Consider the following 17,070-nt stretch of genomic DNA (forward strand, 5'->3'; position numbering starts at 1 on the left):
TGCACAATGCAGCCTTTTTTACTTCTATATAGAGCTAAATACCGGATCCGTACTGCTCTCCATCATCTTCATGTAGCCCACACTCACGTTTTAGGCCAAAGAACCGTGTTTCTTCTTCTTTCATTCCAGGTTCCCACTTCTTTGTGGTATGAGTATCCCCTACCGAGAGATAACCTTCTTCTCTCAGTGGGTGGTAAGCCAAACCATGCTCTTCTAAATAGTAATGCACATCTTTATTACTCCAGTCGATCACCGGTAGGAATTTAAACACACCATTTTGGATTGAGAGTATTGGCAAATTTGCTCTGGATTGGGATTGCTCTCTACGCAACCCCGAAAACCAAGTACCAACTTGCAGTTCATCCAACGCTCGGCGCATCGGTTCAACCTTATTTAGCTTGTTATACTTCTCTATACCTTCAATCCCCTGCTCCCACAACTTACCGTACACAGCTTCTTGCCACACTGGACTTTGCTTTGCGCGGTACACTTTGAGGTTTAGAGTCAACTGCTTGGTTAATTGCTCTATAAATTGGTAGGTCTCTCCAAAGAGATAACCGGTATCAGTCAGAATAACTGGGATATCTGGTTTTGCTTGCGTCACAAGATGAAGCATGAGTGCCGCTTGAATACCAAAGCTCGACGAAACCACGTGCTCTCCGCCCAAGTTTTCGATTGCCCAAGCAACACGCTGCTGCGCTGTCATTTGCTCTAGTTGGTGGTTAATAGAAGAGAGTTGCAATATTTGCTCTGTTTTTGTCAGTGCCAGTAATTGCTGAAGCTCTACCTTTTGTGTTGTCGACTCAAGCATGCAAATCCCTCTTAGATACGAAGACTTCTTCTATAATGCCAGCGCGAATGGTGAAATCACCGAAACCCTCACCGTCATTACGCTCTTTAGCCCAACGCTCCACCAGCTGATCAATCTCTTCTAAGATCTGTTTATCAGTAATGTTCTCTTTGTACATTTTCGGTATACGGGTACCGCCACGGTTACCACCTAAATGTAAGTTGTAACGTCCTGGGGCTTTTCCGACCAATCCAATCTCCGCCAACATCGCGCGACCACAGCCATTAGGACAACCAGTTACACGTAAAATGATGTTGTCTTCTTTGGGTAGGCCATGCTTCACCAAGATATCTTCTACATCCGTTACAAATTGCGGTAGAAAACGTTCTGCTTCTGCCATCGCCAAAGGACAGGTAGGGAATGCGACACACGCCATTGAGTTTTTACGCTGCTCACTCACGGTGTCATCCATCAAACCATGTGCAATCGCTATCTTCTCAATCTTGGCTTTATTTGCTTTAGATACCCCAGCCACAATTAAGTTTTGATTGGCGGTCATACGGAAATCACCTTTGTGAATCTTGGCTATCTCAGCCATTCCCGTTTTGAGTGGTTTGCCTGGAAAATCGAGCAAACGACCGTTCTCTATAAAGAGAGCAAGATGATGCTTGCCATCAATACCTTCTACCCAGCCGATTCGGTCACCACGTTCAGTGAACTCGTAAGGACGACTATCGGAGAACTTAACTTCTGCACGCTTTTCGACTTCCGCTTTAAACACATCAATCCCAACACGGTCTAAGGTGTATTTGGTTTTTGCATTTTTACGGTTAGAACGGTTACCCCAATCACGTTGAGTCGTCACGACTGCCGCGGCAACATCCAATGTTTTATCTAAAGGAACGAAACCAAAATCATCCGCTCGACGAGAATAAGTTGAAGTATCACCATGAGTCATAGCAAGACCACCGCCCACCAGCACGTTGAAACCGATCAGTTTGCCGTTTTCCGCAATCGCCACAAAGTTCAAATCGTTAGCATGCACATCAACATCATTTTGCGGAGGGATCACAACCGTCGTTTTGAATTTACGTGGTAGGTAATGTTTTCCGAGAATCGGTTCATCATTCTCAGTGGTTTCTACTTTTTCACCATCAAGCCAAATTTCGGCATAGGCTTGGGTTTTCGGCAATAAGTGCTCACTGATTTTTTTCGCCCACTCATAAGCTTCTTGATGAAGCTCTGATTCAACTGGGTTAGTGGTACATAGAACATTACGGTTTACATCACCCGCTGTCGCAATTGAATCAATACCAATACTGTTGAGCGTTTGGTGCATCAGTTTCACGTTTGGCTTTAATACCCCATGAAACTGAAACGTTTGACGCGTAGTCAGACGGATGCTGCCATAAAGTGAATGGTCAGTGGCAAACTTATCAATCGCTAGCCATTGAGTTGGCGTAATAATGCCACCTGGCATACGTGCACGCAGCATGACATTGTGCAACGGCTCAAGTTTTTGTTTTGCACGCTCATTACGAATATCACGGTCATCTTGTTGATACATGCCATGAAAGCGAATCAACTGGAAATTGTCTGCCGTAAAACCACCCGTGATTTTATCTTGTAAATCTTGCTCAATCGTTCCACGTAGATAGTTACTTTCACGCTTTAATCGTTCGTTGTCAGCCAAAGGGCCCAATACTTCACCGAGTACTTCTTGTTGTTCTTTGCTCATTAGTACACATCCCTTTGGTAACGTTTTTCCTTACGCAGAGTGGTAATAAATTCCTCTGCTTTTTCTTTGCTTAACTTGCCATGTTCTTGCACTACTTCAATCAATGCTTCATGAACATCTTTCGCCATGCGGGTCGCATCACCACACACGTAGAGATAAGCACCCTCTTCTATCCATTGCCATAACTGCTGACCATTCTCTAAAAGACGATGTTGTACATAAACTTTGTCTTGCTGATCACGGCTAAAGGCCACATCAAGCTGGGATAAAACACCTGATTTTAAATACTTTTGCCATTCAACTTGGTAAAGGAAATCTTGAGTAAAGGTGCGATCGCCAAAGAACAACCAGTTTTTTCCTTCCGCATCACGATTATCACGCTCTTGAATAAAGCTGCGGAATGGCGCAATACCCGTTCCAGGACCAATCATGATCACTGGTGTATTGTCATCTTGAGGTAACTTGAAGTTATTGTTGTTCTCGATGAAGACTTTCACTTCACCACCTTCTTCAAGGCGATGAGAAAGATAACTGGATGCGCCACCAAAGCGAGTTTCTTCACCTTGCTGATACTCGACCACGCCGACTGTTAAATGCACTTCTTCATCAACTTCCGATTGAGCCGAAGCAATTGAATAAAGACGTGGCGTTAAGCGACGCAGTAAACCAACCAATTGTTCTGCGTTAAGTTTGGTTTTCTTCTCTGCTAATACATCAACAATCTGAGTATTACCCGCGTATTCACGCAGCTTATCTTTATCTTCCACCAGCTTTTGCAATTTTTTGCTCGCTGATAGCTCAGCAAACTTAGTCACAAATTGCGGATTAGCAGTCGTGATTTCATATTTGGCGACCAGTGCACTGTGGATAGATAGGCTTTCACCATCGACATCGATACTCTCCACGCCTGACAATCCAACTTTAGCCAAAATAGCATTGGCAAGTTCTGCACTGTTTTCATACCAAACACCTAATGCATCGCCTGGCTGGTAAGTAATACCTGAGCCATCGAGATCAATCTCAATATGACGAACATCTTTACCTGAATCACGGCCTGTGATTTTTTGGCTGGTTAACAGCGTTGCGGTGTAAGGATTTTGTTTGGTGTATTGAGAATGCCCTGCCGCTTGGCCGACAGGTAGCTGTACAACTTCCGCTTCTGCGCCAGAAGAAAGCGCTTCTTTAACCACTTCCAGTGCTTTAGCTCGCCATTCTCCAGCTGGCGCTTCGTAATCAACATCACAGTCAATACGATCGATGAAAGCTGTCGCTCCCTGTTTTGCTAGATACTGATCAAAGTCTTTACCGGTTTGACAGAAAAATTCGTAGCTAGAATCGCCTAAGCCAATGACACCATATTGTAGGTTAGGTAATTTAGGCGCCTTCTTTGATTGCAGAAACTCGTGCAATTCAATGGCATTATCTGGCGCCTCGCCTTCGCCGTTAGTTGAGGCCACGATGATAACGTGCGTCTCTTTAGCTAAGTTCTTACCTTTATAATCACTAGCATCAAAAAGTTGCACAGCAATACCTTGTGCCTTGGCTTCTTGTTCCAGAGCTTCTGCAACCCCCTTTGCATTACCAGTTTGCGACGCATAGATAATCGCTAACTTGCCCGCAGGTTTGGCAGCAACGGCGGCAGCGGCTTGATTAATCGGCGCAGCAGCGGCAGCAGGTTGTAGGTGCTGGGCTAAACCCCAAAAATACCCACTCACCCAAGCTAATTGCTGTGACGATAAATCGGTCACTGTTTGTTGTAGTTGATTTAATTGTTGATCATTCAGTGGGCTAGCGACTGATGGTAATTCTTGTGTGTTTCCTTGAGAGGACACATTCTTGTTTAAAGACATGGTCTCGACATCCCTGTTCATTGCGTGATTATAGATTAACCACTCTTTTTAATAACAAGAAAGAATAGAAGTGAATGTTTTATAACTTTTGGAATTAAAGCATTGGGAAAGAGGGCTAAATCAGTTCTCAACACGTACCTGATTGAAACCCACCGCCATGGCCGATTTCGAGGCTAAGTTTAAATCACCGTAATGACACTCTTCACCATGAACATCGGTTAAAAAGTAAGAATTCACCATGCGCATGGCGAAACTCCACCACCCAAAAGCCCTCTTCCGCGGAAGGTTCAATGATGGCCTCAACCAACTTGTTCTCACGATAAAGATTTCTAAGCTCATTAATTGTCATGTTCACTAGCCCTAGTTAAAACTCCCTTTCATCGTATAAGCATGGCGCATAGTGCTAGAACTGCTAACAAATCCCCCTTTATTATAAAAAAAAGATATAAAAAAACGCCGCGTTAAAAAGCGACGTTTTAAAAAAATCTTCTCAGAAAGGCTAGAAATTGTATTCCGCTCCAAGGAAGAAACCATTTACAAAAACATAAGACTCCGCTGTCGCCGGAGATTGCTTGGCAAGATCTTCAAACTCCAAGTCGATAACGCGATAACCACCGCGTAAAACAACATTGCCTGAATTGGTTTTGATTTTATATTGTAGCCCAGCTAATACATCAGCACTCTTAATGCCTTTACTGTTACCAAAATCAAACTGACCGATGATGTCAAAATTGGTATTAGGAATATAAAGCTCTGCGTAGGCATACCAATTAAAGGTTAACTCATTAAAGTCATACTTAGGCGTTGCAGACTCTTTGGTTCGGTAATGACTATTGCTGTACTGCGTTAATGTTGCACCCGCATCAAATGTCATTAACTCACGTTCAAGAATTTTGTAGTAAAACGTAAAGTCGTATTTATCAAACCCTGCGTAGTCCGTATCAACACTCGTGTAGCGAAAACCAACGTTCGGCACGTAGTCCATATCATGCTCTAGCGAAAAATAAAGGGTTGGCACAGAAGCATCATCTCGACGAGTCTCATCGATTTTACTATCACCAAACCACACATCAGCGCCAATATCACCAGTGAAAGATTGGGCCATTACCGATGTTGAGGCCATCGATAGTGTTGCTATAAGTGTGAATGCGGATCTGTTCATCGAATATTTGCTCCTAAGCAAGACAACGCTGTAAGTTCTTACCCAGAATATTATCACATCCTCTGTACTTCGCTATCTTGAGCAATAAACGTAATGCTTAAAGAACCAAAAGCCTAGCGCGATCACAATCAACCACGGCAAGATTTTAAACACGGCGCCAAGCATACCAAGCAACACCATCACCAATAGAGCAAAACCCGCGGCGGCAAAAACCGTCACCATGGTTAATCCCGTAACTAATAAAGTTGCGATAAACACTAATATAAAGATTAATTCAAACATACCGTTTCCCCTCTTCTTTACACAACCTATCGCAGGAAGCATGCCAATTTCAGAAAAAACCTAACCGACTAATATATATAGATAAATAAAAAAGCGCTCTATTATTTAGAACGCTTTCATTAAGAGTGAGGTATTTTTCGCCACTCAATTGTGGCAATTTTTACACATTCAATTCTTTGGGAATTTTAGCCAGTGCCGCTTCAACCACTTCAATACCTGAACCCGGTTTATGCGCATTTTCACTAATGTGACGACGCCATTGACGCGCACCAGGCATGTTTTGGAACAAGCCCAACATATGACGAGTCATATGACCAAGATAAGCACCATTAGATAGCTGTTGCTCAATGTACGGATACATTTCTTCAACCACTTGGGTACGCTTCTTCACCGGCTTATCAAGGCCAAAGATGAGTTGGTCAACTTCCGCCAAGATATATGGGTTTTGATACGCTTCGCGACCCACCATGACACCGTCTAAATGCTTAAGATGCTCTTGTGCCTCTTGCAGTGTTTTGACACCACCGTTCACCGCAATCACCAAATGAGCGAAATCTTTTTTCAGTTGGTAAGCTCGTGGATAATCCAATGGTGGAATTTCACGGTTTTCTTTCGGGCTCAAACCTGATAACCATGCTTTACGTGCATGGATAGTAAATTGCTCACAACCACCTTTTTCCGATACGATTGATACGAAATCCGTTAGGAACTCATACGAATCGTGATCATCAATACCAATGCGGGTTTTGACTGTTACTGGAATATCGACAACATCTTTCATTGCTGCCACGCAATCTGCCACCAATTGAGGCTCAGCCATTAAGCAAGCACCAAAACGACCGTTCTGTACACGATCCGATGGGCAACCGACGTTGAGATTAATCTCATCGTAACCACGCTCAGCGGCAAGTTTTGCACACGTAGCAAGATCGGCGGTATTTGAACCACCTAATTGCAGTACAAGTGGATGCTCTTGCTCATTGTATGCGAGGAAGTCTCCCTTACCGTGGATGATGGCACCCGTTGTCACCATTTCTGTGTACAGTTGCGTCTCGCTAGACAACAAGCGATGAAAGTAACGACAGTGGCGATCGGTCCAATCAAGCATTGGAGCGATGGAGAACTTGCACGAATGAGTCATAAATCTAAATTCCAGTCTATTGGCGTTAGTTTTGCGATTAAAATAGGCCGAATATTGTAATCACTTCCCAAGATGTGCGCCAATTTATCTTCCAATGTATCGTTTTTAGAGCAATTTTGATAAGTTAGAACGTTCGACGGTACAGCAAGCTGATTCACCACGATGAATTATCAAAGTCTCGATGGTTAACTCATTTATACGTTAACAATGCATACTATTAAGCGTTAAGTGGTATATTATTAATAAAATCCGATGGTTATGGTGATGGATTTGGATCAAGAGCTAGCAAAGCAAATCGAAGAGATTTGTGCCGCGAGAGGTGTTCGGCTTACACCTCAAAGAAAAAGAGTGTTTGAACTGATTTGTGCGAGCCCAAAAGCCTCCAGTGCTTATGAGCTATTAGAGCAACTAAAAGTCAGTGAACCACAAGCAAAGCCACCCACGGTTTATCGAGCGCTGGACTTTTTATTAGAGCAAGGCTTTATCCATCGAGTCGAGTCAACCAACAGTTTTATTCAATGTTGCTCGTGTAACGCACATAAACATTATTCGCATCTGCTAATTTGCGACAAATGTAGTAACGTGATTGAACTGCAAGATGATAGTTTGGTAGCCTTGTTGGCGAGTAACGCAGAGAAATATGGCTTTGAGATTACGAATCATGTGATTGAATCACATGGAATTTGTCAGTCATGTTCCTCTGATAACAAAGAATAAAGATATAGAAGAGTATTATGCGCGCTGAATTTGTAAACCCGTTTTTGGCTTCACTGATGAACGTCCTAAAAACGATGGCTTCGCTAGAGTTGAAGCCGCAAAAGCCTCGTGTAAAAAAAGACGAGATTGCACGTGGTGATGTATCAGGCCTAATCGGGATGGTTGGTCCGCAAACTCGCGGTTCTATGTCGATTACTTTTGATGAAAGTTTAGCGCTAGAAATCATGGAGAACATGTTGGGTGAACGCCCTAATGGTCTTAATGATGAAGTAACCGATATGGTGGGTGAAATCACCAATATGGTTACCGGCGGTGCAAAACGCATCCTTGCCGAAAGTGGTTTTGATTTTGATATGGCAACCCCGATCGTTGTATCAGGTAAAGGCCACACCATTCGCCACAAATGCGAAGGGGCGATCATTATCATGCCTTTTACCTCTCAATGGGGTAATGCTTTTATTGAAATCTGTTTTGAATAAGCATTAGGCCACCAATGATAAAAAAGCTTCCTCATGGAAGCTTTTTTTGTTTTCGGGCTTGTCGTACAACCTCGATAGCTTTTGGATCATGGCAACCCAAGAGCAGGTTAAACAGCAATTAGCACATAGCTAACCAAAAGCTATTTAACCTAATCCCATTACTGAATGACACCTTGTTGTTTTAGCACCTTGATACATTGCTCAACCAATGCTTCAATCGGCAACTCTCCTGCCGGTAAATTAATCTCAGCTTTTAATGGCGCTTCGTAGTCAGAATCAATCCCGGTGAAATTAGCGATCTCACCTGCACGGGCTTTTTTATACAAGCCTTTAGGATCGCGCTGTTCACAGACATCTAAAGAAGCATTGACGAACACTTCTAAAAACTCACCATCAGGGAACAAGTCACGCACTAACTGACGCTCAGCTCGGTGTGGTGAGATAAACGCTGACAAGACAATTAGTCCAGCATCCACCATCAACTTGGCTAACTCACCAATACGGCGAATATTTTCGCGGCGATCTTGATCAGAAAAACCCAAATCACTGCACAAGCCATGGCGAACGTTATCGCCATCCAGTAGATAGGTATGAAAACCTTGTTCTGCCAGTTTATTTTCTAACGCACCAGCAATGGTCGACTTACCCGCGCCCGATAAGCCGGTAAACCACAGTAGCACCGGTTTTTGTTGTTTGAGTTTGGCGCGCTGGGCTTTATCAACACTGTGCTGATGCCAAACGATGTTTTCATCTTTCACTGCTGTATCCGTTGTCATTATTTACATCCTTAATAAGGGAAGAAGAGTGGGATCAATGTCAGCACCAGTACCGAATAGACAATCGATAATGGGATCCCAACTCGCACATAATCCGTTAATTTGTAATTCCCAACACTGTAAACCAGTAAGTTGGTTTGATAGCCATAGGGAGAGATAAAACTCGCACTGGCGCCAAATAGCACAGCCATAATAAAGGGCATTGGGTCAACGCCATAACCGAGCGCCATGCTATAGCCAATAGGAAAAGCCAGAGCAGCCGCCGCATTATTGGTGACAAGCTCAGTTAAGATGAGCGTGAGTAAGTATGTCGCCACCAGCGCACCAAAAACTCCCCAGCCATTAAAAGTTTCAATAAACACTTGGCCAAGTTTCACCGACAACCCAGATGAGAGCATCAGTTGGGCAATAGAAAGTGCCGAGCCGACAATCACCACAATATCAATTGGAAAGCGACGACGCAGTTCGCCAAGCTGAACAATACCAAATACCAAGCAGGCTAATAGATAAACCAGCAGCCCTTTGATCAATGGCACCCACTCTAATAGAGCTAATGCGATCACCGAGCTAAACCCCAGTAGCACTAAGCTCGATTTTTGGAAATCAAGGCGTGCGCTCGAATCAAGGTCATTGACTAAGACGAACTCTTTACGGTGTGCTCGACGCTCCGCTTCAAAACGTTTGCCGGGCACCAAAACTAAAGTATCACCCGCGTTGAGCGTGACATTGCCTAAGCCACCTTCTAAACGTTCATGACCACGACGAATCGCGACGACCACCGCATCAAAACGATCACGAAAGTGACTGGTTTTTAGCGTCTTATTGCAAAAACTGGCCGAGGAACTGACCACCACTTCAATAAAGCTTTGTCCATTTAAGTGGTGCTGACCAAATAGGGTTAAGCCCTGTATCTCTTGGAGAGTGGCGACACTCTCTATATCACCACAAAACAGTAATCGGTCTTTGGCTTCCAGCACAAATTCCGGATCAACCGACGGCATGGTTTTACCCGCGCGGATCACTTCGGCAAGAAACAGCTTACGTAACGCACGTAAGTTATTTTCCGCGATACTGCGTCCTACGAGTGGCGATCCAGGTTCAACTCGCGCTTCAAGAAAATAAGGTAAATCATCTTGTGATTGATCATCGTAATTGGGTAACAAGTAGCTCAATGGGATCAAGATCAACATGCCACCAAACAGAACAGACAAACCGATCAAGGTTGGAGTAAAAAAACCTAAACTGGGTAGCCCGGCGTCTTCGACAAAGCTATTAATGATCAAGTTGGTTGAAGTGCCGATCAAGGTCAGCGTACCACCTAAAATGGCGGCATAAGAGAGAGGAATAAGTAGCTTTGATGGCGCATGTTGCTGATTGCGCTTAATCGCCCCAATAAGAGACACTACCACGGCAGTATTATTGGTAAATGACGACAGTAGCGCAGTCGAAATACCCATTTTGGCGACAACCGAGGCTAGTCTTCCCGTCGACAGGCTGCGGCTAACCCAGCTGATGAGTAATGTTTTCTCTAGTGCACTGGAGGCTAAAATCAATAGCACTAAAGTTAATAAAGATGAATTGGTGAAATTGGTCGCGACTTCATTAAGTTCAATTAGGCCCGCCATAAAAGCGATAAATGCCGCGCCAGCAAAAATATAGCTTGGTTTAGCGCGTGTCACGACAAGGCATATCACGATACCAAGCAAGATAGCTAACACAAATCCTTGTTGCCACATACCGCTTCCCTACTTCACCCATTCATTGTCTTTATCGGCGATGTGCGACTCAAAACATCACTCAACCAACCGAATAAAGAACTGATACGAACATCCATCATCCATCGAAACTCGCGCTTCACATCCTGATCCTGCGCGAGATTTCGATGCCTTAAATAGCCACTAAATATGTGCTTATTTAAGTAACTGACTAATGTCTTTTGCTTCCCAGTGAGGGAAATGTTTGCGAACCAAAGCGTTAAATTCCACTTCGAAGGCAGAGATATCACCTGTTTGCAATTCCACCTGGTTCAAGCTTTCACGTACCAATCCAGCCCCCACCGTCACGTTAGTTAAACGGTCAATCACGACAAAGCCACCGGTATCTTGGCAATCGGTATAGCGATCTAGTGCTACTGATTCAGTCAGTGTCCACTCACACAAACCAATACCATTAAGTGGCAGCTCTACTGCATTGTGGGTGGATAGATTGTTGATATCATATTGATGACGAATCGACTCAACTCGACCGACGGTTTTCTTACCAGCAATTTTGATATCGTATTCGCGGCCTGGCTGTAGAGCTTGCTCTGTCATCCACACTACATCAGCTAACAGATGATTACTCGATTCAACTTGGGTATTGTCCAATACCAATAAATCACCACGGCTGATATCAATTTCATCTTCTAGGGTAAGTGTGACCGCCTGCCCCGCATACGCAGTTGGTAAGTCCCCGTCGAAGGTAACAATACGCGCGACTTTCGAGCTTTTACCCGATGGTAATGCTTGCACGCTATCACCCACATTAATGGTGCCAGACGCTATCGTGCCAGCGAAACCGCGGAAATCGAGGTTAGGTCGGTTCACATATTGAATTGGGAAACGGAAATCACCCGCACCTTTGTCTTGGTCAATATCGACATTTTCCAAGATTTCCAGTAAAGGTTGTCCATCAAACCAGCTCATTTTTGAACTCGGTTCAACCACGTTATCACCTTCAAGCGCTGAGAGTGGCAAGATCTGAATGTTGGTTTCACCACGCAGGTTCTTCGAGAACTCTAAGTATTCATCGCGAATTTGTTCAAATCGATCTTGTGAGTAATCCACCAGATCCATCTTGTTCACGGCGACGACAAAATGCTTCAAACCTAACAAGTTAGCAATGAACGAATGACGACGGGTTTGATCCAATACGCCTTTACGCGCATCAATCAAGATCACCGCGAGATCACACGTTGATGCACCCGTGGCCATATTACGCGTGTACTGCTCGTGCCCTGGTGTATCTGAGATAATGAACTTACGCTTTTGGGTAGAGAAATAACGGTAAGCAACATCAATGGTGATGCCTTGTTCACGCTCGGCTTGTAAGCCATCAACCAATAGCGCAAGGTCTGGGCGTTCGCCCGTGGTTCCTACGCGTTGGCTATCATTGTGAACGGCGGCCAATTGATCTTCATAAATTTGCTTTGAGTCATGCAGCAAGCGACCGATCAAAGTACTCTTGCCATCATCGACTGAGCCACACGTTAGAAATCTAAGTAGTGACTTGTATTGGTGTTGGGTTAGGTATCCTTCAATACCCAGCTCCGCTAATTGCGCTTCTACTGCACTGTTCATGTTCTTTCCTTAGATCCTAATTAGAAGTAGCCTTGGCGTTTTTTCAGCTCCATCGATCCTGACTGATCGTGGTCGATCGCGCGCCCTTGGCGCTCACTCGATGTCGCCACCAACATCTCTTCAATAATACCGGTCAGCGTGTTCGCGTCTGATTCAACAGCTCCTGTCAGTGGATAACAGCCAAGCGTACGGAAACGCACGTTCTTTTCTTCTACCACTTCACCCGGTTCAAGCTTCATTCGGTCATCATCAACCATGATCAACATGCCATCACGCTCAACCACAGGGCGCTTATCGGCAAGATAGAGCGGCACAATGTCGATATTTTCTAGGTAGATGTATTGCCAGATATCCAACTCCGTCCAGTTTGACAACGGGAAGACTCGGATACTCTCACCTTTGTTGATTTGACCGTTGTAGGTCTTCCACAATTCAGGACGCTGATTTTTTGGATCCCAGGTATGGTTTTTATCGCGGAACGAATAAACACGCTCTTTGGCTCGAGACTTTTCTTCATCACGACGCGCACCACCAAAAGCGGCATCAAAGCCATATTTATTCAGTGCTTGTTTTAACCCTTGGGTTTTCATGATGTCCGTGTGCTTTGATGAACCGTGCTCAAATGGGCTACATCCCATCGCGATGCCTTCTGGGTTCTTATGAACCAAAAGCTCAAAGCCATACTTTTCCGCAGCTTTATCGCGGAAATCGATCATCTCTTTGAATTTCCAATCGGTATCTACGTGCAGCAGTGGAAAAGGAATCTTGCCTGGATAAAAGGCTTTCCTTGCCAAATGCAACATTACCGATGAGTCTTTACCGATTGAGTACATCATTACCGGATTATCAAACTCTGCCGCGACTTCACGGATGATGTGAATACTCTCGGCTTCTAACTGTTTAAGGTGAGTTAAACGTTCTTGGTCCATGTTGGTGCTTCCTTTGCAGCTCTATGAGCGTTTCGGCTAGTCTTTCGTTATGCGTATTGACGTTGCTGGAGTGATTGATCTTCTTGATTAAACCACTGTAATTTTTCTGATAGTGCGACCACTTCTCCCACCACGATTAAGGATGGGGCTTGAGCGTCTTGCGCTAATTCGGCAAGCTGTGACAGCTGACCTTTAAAGATTTTTTGGCACGATTGAGTACCGCGTTCGATGATCGCAATTGGCGTACTTGATTGGCGCCCATGACGAATTAATTGCTCTTGGATGTAATCGGATTTCATCAATCCCATATAAATCACAAGCGTCTGATTACCACGCGCTAATGTTGACCAATCCATTTCATCGCTTTCTGCTTTCAAGTGACCGGTAATAAACATGGCAGATTGCGCGTGATCACGGTGAGTAAGAGGGATCCCCGCATAAGCGGTTGCGCCAGCGGCAGCAGTAATTCCAGGGATCACTTGAAAACGGATACCCGCATCGGCAAGCACTTCGAGCTCTTCAGCACCACGACCAAAGACAAACGGATCGCCGCCTTTAATACGTACAACGCGATGACCTTGCTTGGCAAAATCCACTAACAATTGATTGGTTTTTTCTTGCGGTACACTGTGATGGCCAGCTCGCTTACCAACACAGACTAAAATCGTGTCATCTGGGATCAGTGCTAAAATGTCATCAGAGACAAGGTAGTCGTAGAGCACCACATCCGCTTGTTGAATAAAATTCAATGCCTTGACCGTCAATAGCTCAGCATCACCAGGGCCTGCGCCAACCAGTGCAACTTCTCCGTGACGCAACTGACTTACTGCGCTCAAGACTGGGCGAAGAGGTGTTTCTTGTTTTGCTCTTAAGTGGTTCAGGGGGAACTGAGACACTGTTTCCTTGCTCGCCATATTGCCATCCTTCCATGTGAATAACTGCATTATGGACTTCTAGGCATATTACCTGAAATTCTAAAATTTCATTTTTTATATCAATAACTGATAAGAGAAAAAATGGAACGGTGAAATAAACGCCAAAAAATCTGAGAATGTAACGACAGAACCGCATTAAACAGCAGCTCAATGTCACATTTTGAAATGCATCTAGAATCTAGTTACATGACATTTTGTTACATTAGCCGCAGTGAAAATAACGCTATCGGAGCGAAAAAAATGAAAGTAGCAGTGAAACCTTTAACCCTAGCAGTGCTTGGTGGCATGTTGACCATGGCAGGCCCTGCAATGGCAGATACGATCAAACTTCGTATTATTGAAACAACTGATATTCACACTAACGTGATGGATTACGATTACTACAAAGACTCAGCCTCTGAGAAAATCGGTCTTACACGTACTGCTACTTTAGTTAAACAAGCTCGCGCTGAAGTTGAAAACAGCGTACTGGTTGATAATGGTGATTTGATCCAAGGTAGCCCAATGGGCGACTACATGGCTGATAAAGGCATTGATGCGGGCGAAGTTCACCCTGTCTACAAGGCAATGAACCAACTAAACTACGATGTGGGCAACATTGGTAACCACGAGTTTAACTACGGTCTAGAGTTTCTAGCAGAAACCATCAATGACGCCAACTTCCCATACGTGAGTGCTAACGTATTTGATAAGAAAACCGGCAAACACTACTTCAAGCCTTACATCATCAAAACACACACATTTAAAGATGTTGATGGCGCAGAGCATCAAATCAAAGTGGGTTACATTGGTTTCGTGCCACCTCAAATCATGATTTGGGATAAGAAAAACTTAGAAGGCCAAGTTTTCGCCAAAGATATCAAGGAATCAGCAGAAGAGTTGATCCCACAAATGAAAGCGGAAGGTGCTGACGTTATCGTGGCGATCCCGCACTCAGGAGTTGCCTCTGATCCGCACAAATCAGGCGCAGAAAACTCGACTTACTACCTAGCGGACGTTGAAGGCATCGATGCGATTGCTTTTGGCCACTCGCACGCGGTTTTCCCTGGTAAAGGTTTTGATAACATTCCTGGCGTTGACAATGAAAACGGTACCATTAATGGCGTAGCATCAGTGATGCCAGGCCGTTGGGGTAGCCATGTTGGCGTGATTGATCTGCAATTGGCACAAAAAGATGGTAAGTGGCAAGTCGTTGAAGGCAAAGCAGAAGCTCGCCCTATCTACGATGGCATCAACAAGAAGTCGTTAGCTAAAGCCGACGAAGGCATGGTTCAAGCACTACAAGCTGACCACAAAGGTACACGTGAATTTGTTAACCAGCCAATCGGTAAAGCGAATGACGTAATGTACAGCTTCCTGTCTCTTGTTCAAGACGACCCAACGGTACAAATCGTTAACCTTGCACAACAAGATTACGTTGAACGCTTTATTCAAGGTGACCCAGATCTAGCTGACATTCCAGTACTTTCTGCTGCTGCGCCTTTCAAAGCGGGCGGCCGTAAAGATGACCCATCAGGCTTTACCGAAGTTGAATCTGGTCAGCTAACGTTCCGTAACGCAGCGGATCTTTACCTATACCCAAATACACTGGTTGCATTGAAGATGACCGGCAAAGATGTACAAGAGTGGTTAGAGTGTTCTGCGGGTCAATTTAACCAAATCGACATCAACACAACAGCACCACAATCTCTGATTAACTGGGATGGTTTCCGTACTTACAACTTTGATGTAATGGATGGCGTTAACTACCAAGTGGATATCACTCAACCTGCAAAATACGACGGTGACTGTAAACTGGTTAACGCAGACGCTAAACGTATCGTCGGTTTGACGTTCCAAGGTAAACCAATCAACCCGGACCAAGAGTTCATCGTGGCAACCAACAACTACCGTGCATACAGCAACAAATTTGCCGGTACGGGTAGCGACCACATTGCGTTTGATTCACCAGATGAAAACCGCTCAGTAGTTGCCGCTTATATCTCTCGCGTAAGCAAAGAGAAAGGTGAAGTAACGCCAAGTGCTGATAACAACTGGACATTTGCACCAATCACTGCGGATAAGAAACTTGATATTCGTTTTGAAACCTCGCCAAGCGAAAAAGCAACTCAGTTTATTAAAGACAAAGGTCAATACCCAATGAAGCAAGTCGCAACCGATGATGTTGGCTTCGCGATTTACCAAATTGATCTACAAAAATAATCACTTGTTACCTACCTTGTTGTAGGGCAAGCAGTTAAACTCAAGCCGCTATCATTATATAGCGGCTTTTTTATGGCTATTTTGCCCGTATGAGGAAGGAAGCACTTTATGGATTCACGCTTTACAGACCACCTTCGCCAGCATGATTTCTCAGATGATGAAATTGCACAACTGGTCGAACTCGCAAGTCCATTAGAGTTGCCAACACGCCATATATTAGTAGAACAAGGTGCGCGAGCTAATGCTTTTTATTTTGTTTTAGAAGGACTTTGCCACGCCAGTTATCTCACTGAACAAGGAAAAGAGTTCAGTAAAGAGTTTTATTGGGAGCAAGACTGGGTCATTGGTTTTGAAAGCCTAATCAAACAACAAGGTTCACCCTTTTTAATTGAAACTCTTACACCGTGTTTGATCCTTTGTTTACCTATCAAGACACTACAACAATGGCGTTTGGCTCATCATCCTATCTATTTGAAATTGGTCGAGGCGCAACTGATGCATAAAGAGAATAAAGAGCGTTTTATGTTGCTGTATAGCCCTGAAGAACGCTATCAACTGTTCTGTCACCATTTCCCACAGCTTGAGCAGCGTCTGACTGACTATCAGATTGCCGCCTACCTTGGTATTTCTTCGGTTAGCCTGAGTCGAATAAAACACCGCATTCAGGGTTAGTCGAAAACCCACGCTATTTTACTCATCGCCATCTCAAGATATATGGCAAAATTGGCGCT

General features: G+C 44.3%; 15 protein-coding genes and 1 pseudogene. 4 read left to right on the top strand and 12 right to left on the bottom strand.

Annotation, left to right across the window (positions count from 1 at the left end):
• Positions 1–34 precede the first annotated feature (34 nt).
• From RH88_RS13885 to dusA, 7 genes and pseudogenes are all read right to left on the bottom strand, one after another.
• Positions 35–811, bottom strand: coding sequence for a phosphoadenylyl-sulfate reductase (locus RH88_RS13885; RefSeq protein WP_005597058.1), 777 nt, complete (start codon positions 809–811; stop codon positions 35–37).
• Positions 804–2,528: an assimilatory sulfite reductase (NADPH) hemoprotein subunit gene (cysI, locus tag RH88_RS13890; protein ID WP_005597059.1), complete on the bottom strand. Its 1,725-nt coding sequence runs from the start codon at positions 2,526–2,528 to the stop codon at positions 804–806. Before cysI ends, RH88_RS13885 begins: the two co-directional genes overlap by 8 nt.
• Positions 2,528–4,378: an assimilatory sulfite reductase (NADPH) flavoprotein subunit gene (locus tag RH88_RS13895; RefSeq protein ID WP_005597060.1), complete on the bottom strand. Its 1,851-nt coding sequence runs from the start codon at positions 4,376–4,378 to the stop codon at positions 2,528–2,530. The genes cysI and RH88_RS13895 overlap by 1 nt, the downstream gene beginning before the upstream one ends.
• 120 nt (positions 4,379–4,498) lie before the next feature.
• Positions 4,499–4,727 (bottom strand): annotated as a pseudogene (locus tag RH88_RS13900) (hypothetical protein).
• Positions 4,728–4,877: 150 nt separating this feature from the next.
• Complete coding sequence (locus RH88_RS13905) at positions 4,878–5,540, bottom strand: TIGR04219 family outer membrane beta-barrel protein (RefSeq protein WP_005597062.1); 663 nt, start codon at positions 5,538–5,540, stop codon at positions 4,878–4,880.
• Positions 5,541–5,612: 72 nt separating this feature from the next.
• Complete coding sequence (gene pspG, locus RH88_RS13910; RefSeq protein WP_005597063.1) at positions 5,613–5,822, bottom strand: envelope stress response protein PspG; 210 nt, start codon at positions 5,820–5,822, stop codon at positions 5,613–5,615.
• Positions 5,823–5,982: 160 nt separating this feature from the next.
• The gene (dusA, locus tag RH88_RS13915; protein ID WP_005597064.1) at positions 5,983–6,963 is read right to left on the bottom strand and encodes a tRNA dihydrouridine(20/20a) synthase DusA; all 981 of its coding nucleotides are present in this window, start codon (positions 6,961–6,963) and stop codon (positions 5,983–5,985) included.
• Positions 6,964–7,221: 258 nt separating this feature from the next.
• Here dusA and zur point away from each other — a divergent pair, with 258 nt between their 5' ends.
• Complete coding sequence (gene zur, locus RH88_RS13920; RefSeq protein ID WP_174269656.1) at positions 7,222–7,680, top strand: zinc uptake transcriptional repressor Zur; 459 nt, start codon at positions 7,222–7,224, stop codon at positions 7,678–7,680.
• A gap of 17 nt (positions 7,681–7,697) precedes the next feature.
• Entirely contained in the window at positions 7,698–8,159 is a 462-nt protein-coding gene (locus RH88_RS13925; RefSeq protein WP_005597067.1) for a chemotaxis protein CheX, read from the top strand.
• A 158-nt stretch (positions 8,160–8,317) separates the two neighbouring features.
• Here the strand turns inward: RH88_RS13925 and cysC are convergent, their stop codons facing one another.
• The 5 genes from cysC to cobA all read right to left on the bottom strand — a co-directional run bounded on the left by cysC (position 8,318) and on the right by cobA (position 14,116).
• Positions 8,318–8,935 carry an adenylyl-sulfate kinase gene (gene cysC, locus RH88_RS13930; protein ID WP_005597068.1) on the bottom strand — a complete coding sequence of 206 codons (618 nt, stop codon included), beginning with the start codon at positions 8,933–8,935 and terminating at the stop codon, positions 8,318–8,320.
• 11 nt (positions 8,936–8,946) lie between these two features.
• Positions 8,947–10,671, bottom strand: a complete 1,725-nt coding sequence (locus RH88_RS13935; RefSeq protein ID WP_005597070.1) for an SLC13 family permease — start codon at positions 10,669–10,671, stop codon at positions 8,947–8,949.
• Positions 10,672–10,845: 174 nt separating this feature from the next.
• The gene (cysN, locus tag RH88_RS13940) at positions 10,846–12,273 is read right to left on the bottom strand and encodes a sulfate adenylyltransferase subunit CysN (RefSeq protein ID WP_005597072.1); all 1,428 of its coding nucleotides are present in this window, start codon (positions 12,271–12,273) and stop codon (positions 10,846–10,848) included.
• 20 nt (positions 12,274–12,293) lie between these two features.
• Positions 12,294–13,202, bottom strand: a complete 909-nt coding sequence (cysD, locus tag RH88_RS13945) for a sulfate adenylyltransferase subunit CysD (protein WP_005597074.1) — start codon at positions 13,200–13,202, stop codon at positions 12,294–12,296.
• Positions 13,203–13,249: 47 nt separating this feature from the next.
• The gene (gene cobA, locus RH88_RS13950; RefSeq protein WP_005597076.1) at positions 13,250–14,116 is read right to left on the bottom strand and encodes a uroporphyrinogen-III C-methyltransferase; all 867 of its coding nucleotides are present in this window, start codon (positions 14,114–14,116) and stop codon (positions 13,250–13,252) included.
• Positions 14,117–14,377: 261 nt separating this feature from the next.
• Here cobA and cpdB point away from each other — a divergent pair, with 261 nt between their 5' ends.
• On the top strand, positions 14,378–16,339 hold the full coding sequence (gene cpdB / locus RH88_RS13955; RefSeq protein ID WP_005597078.1) for a 2',3'-cyclic-nucleotide 2'-phosphodiesterase: 1,962 nt from the start codon (positions 14,378–14,380) through the stop codon (positions 16,337–16,339).
• A 108-nt stretch (positions 16,340–16,447) separates the two neighbouring features.
• Entirely contained in the window at positions 16,448–17,011 is a 564-nt protein-coding gene (locus tag RH88_RS13960; protein WP_005597080.1) for a Crp/Fnr family transcriptional regulator, read from the top strand.
• Positions 17,012–17,070 lie beyond the last annotated feature (59 nt).

The organism is Vibrio scophthalmi LMG 19158, assembly GCF_000222585.1.
GTDB classification, from domain to species: Bacteria; Pseudomonadota; Gammaproteobacteria; order Enterobacterales; family Vibrionaceae; genus Vibrio; species Vibrio scophthalmi.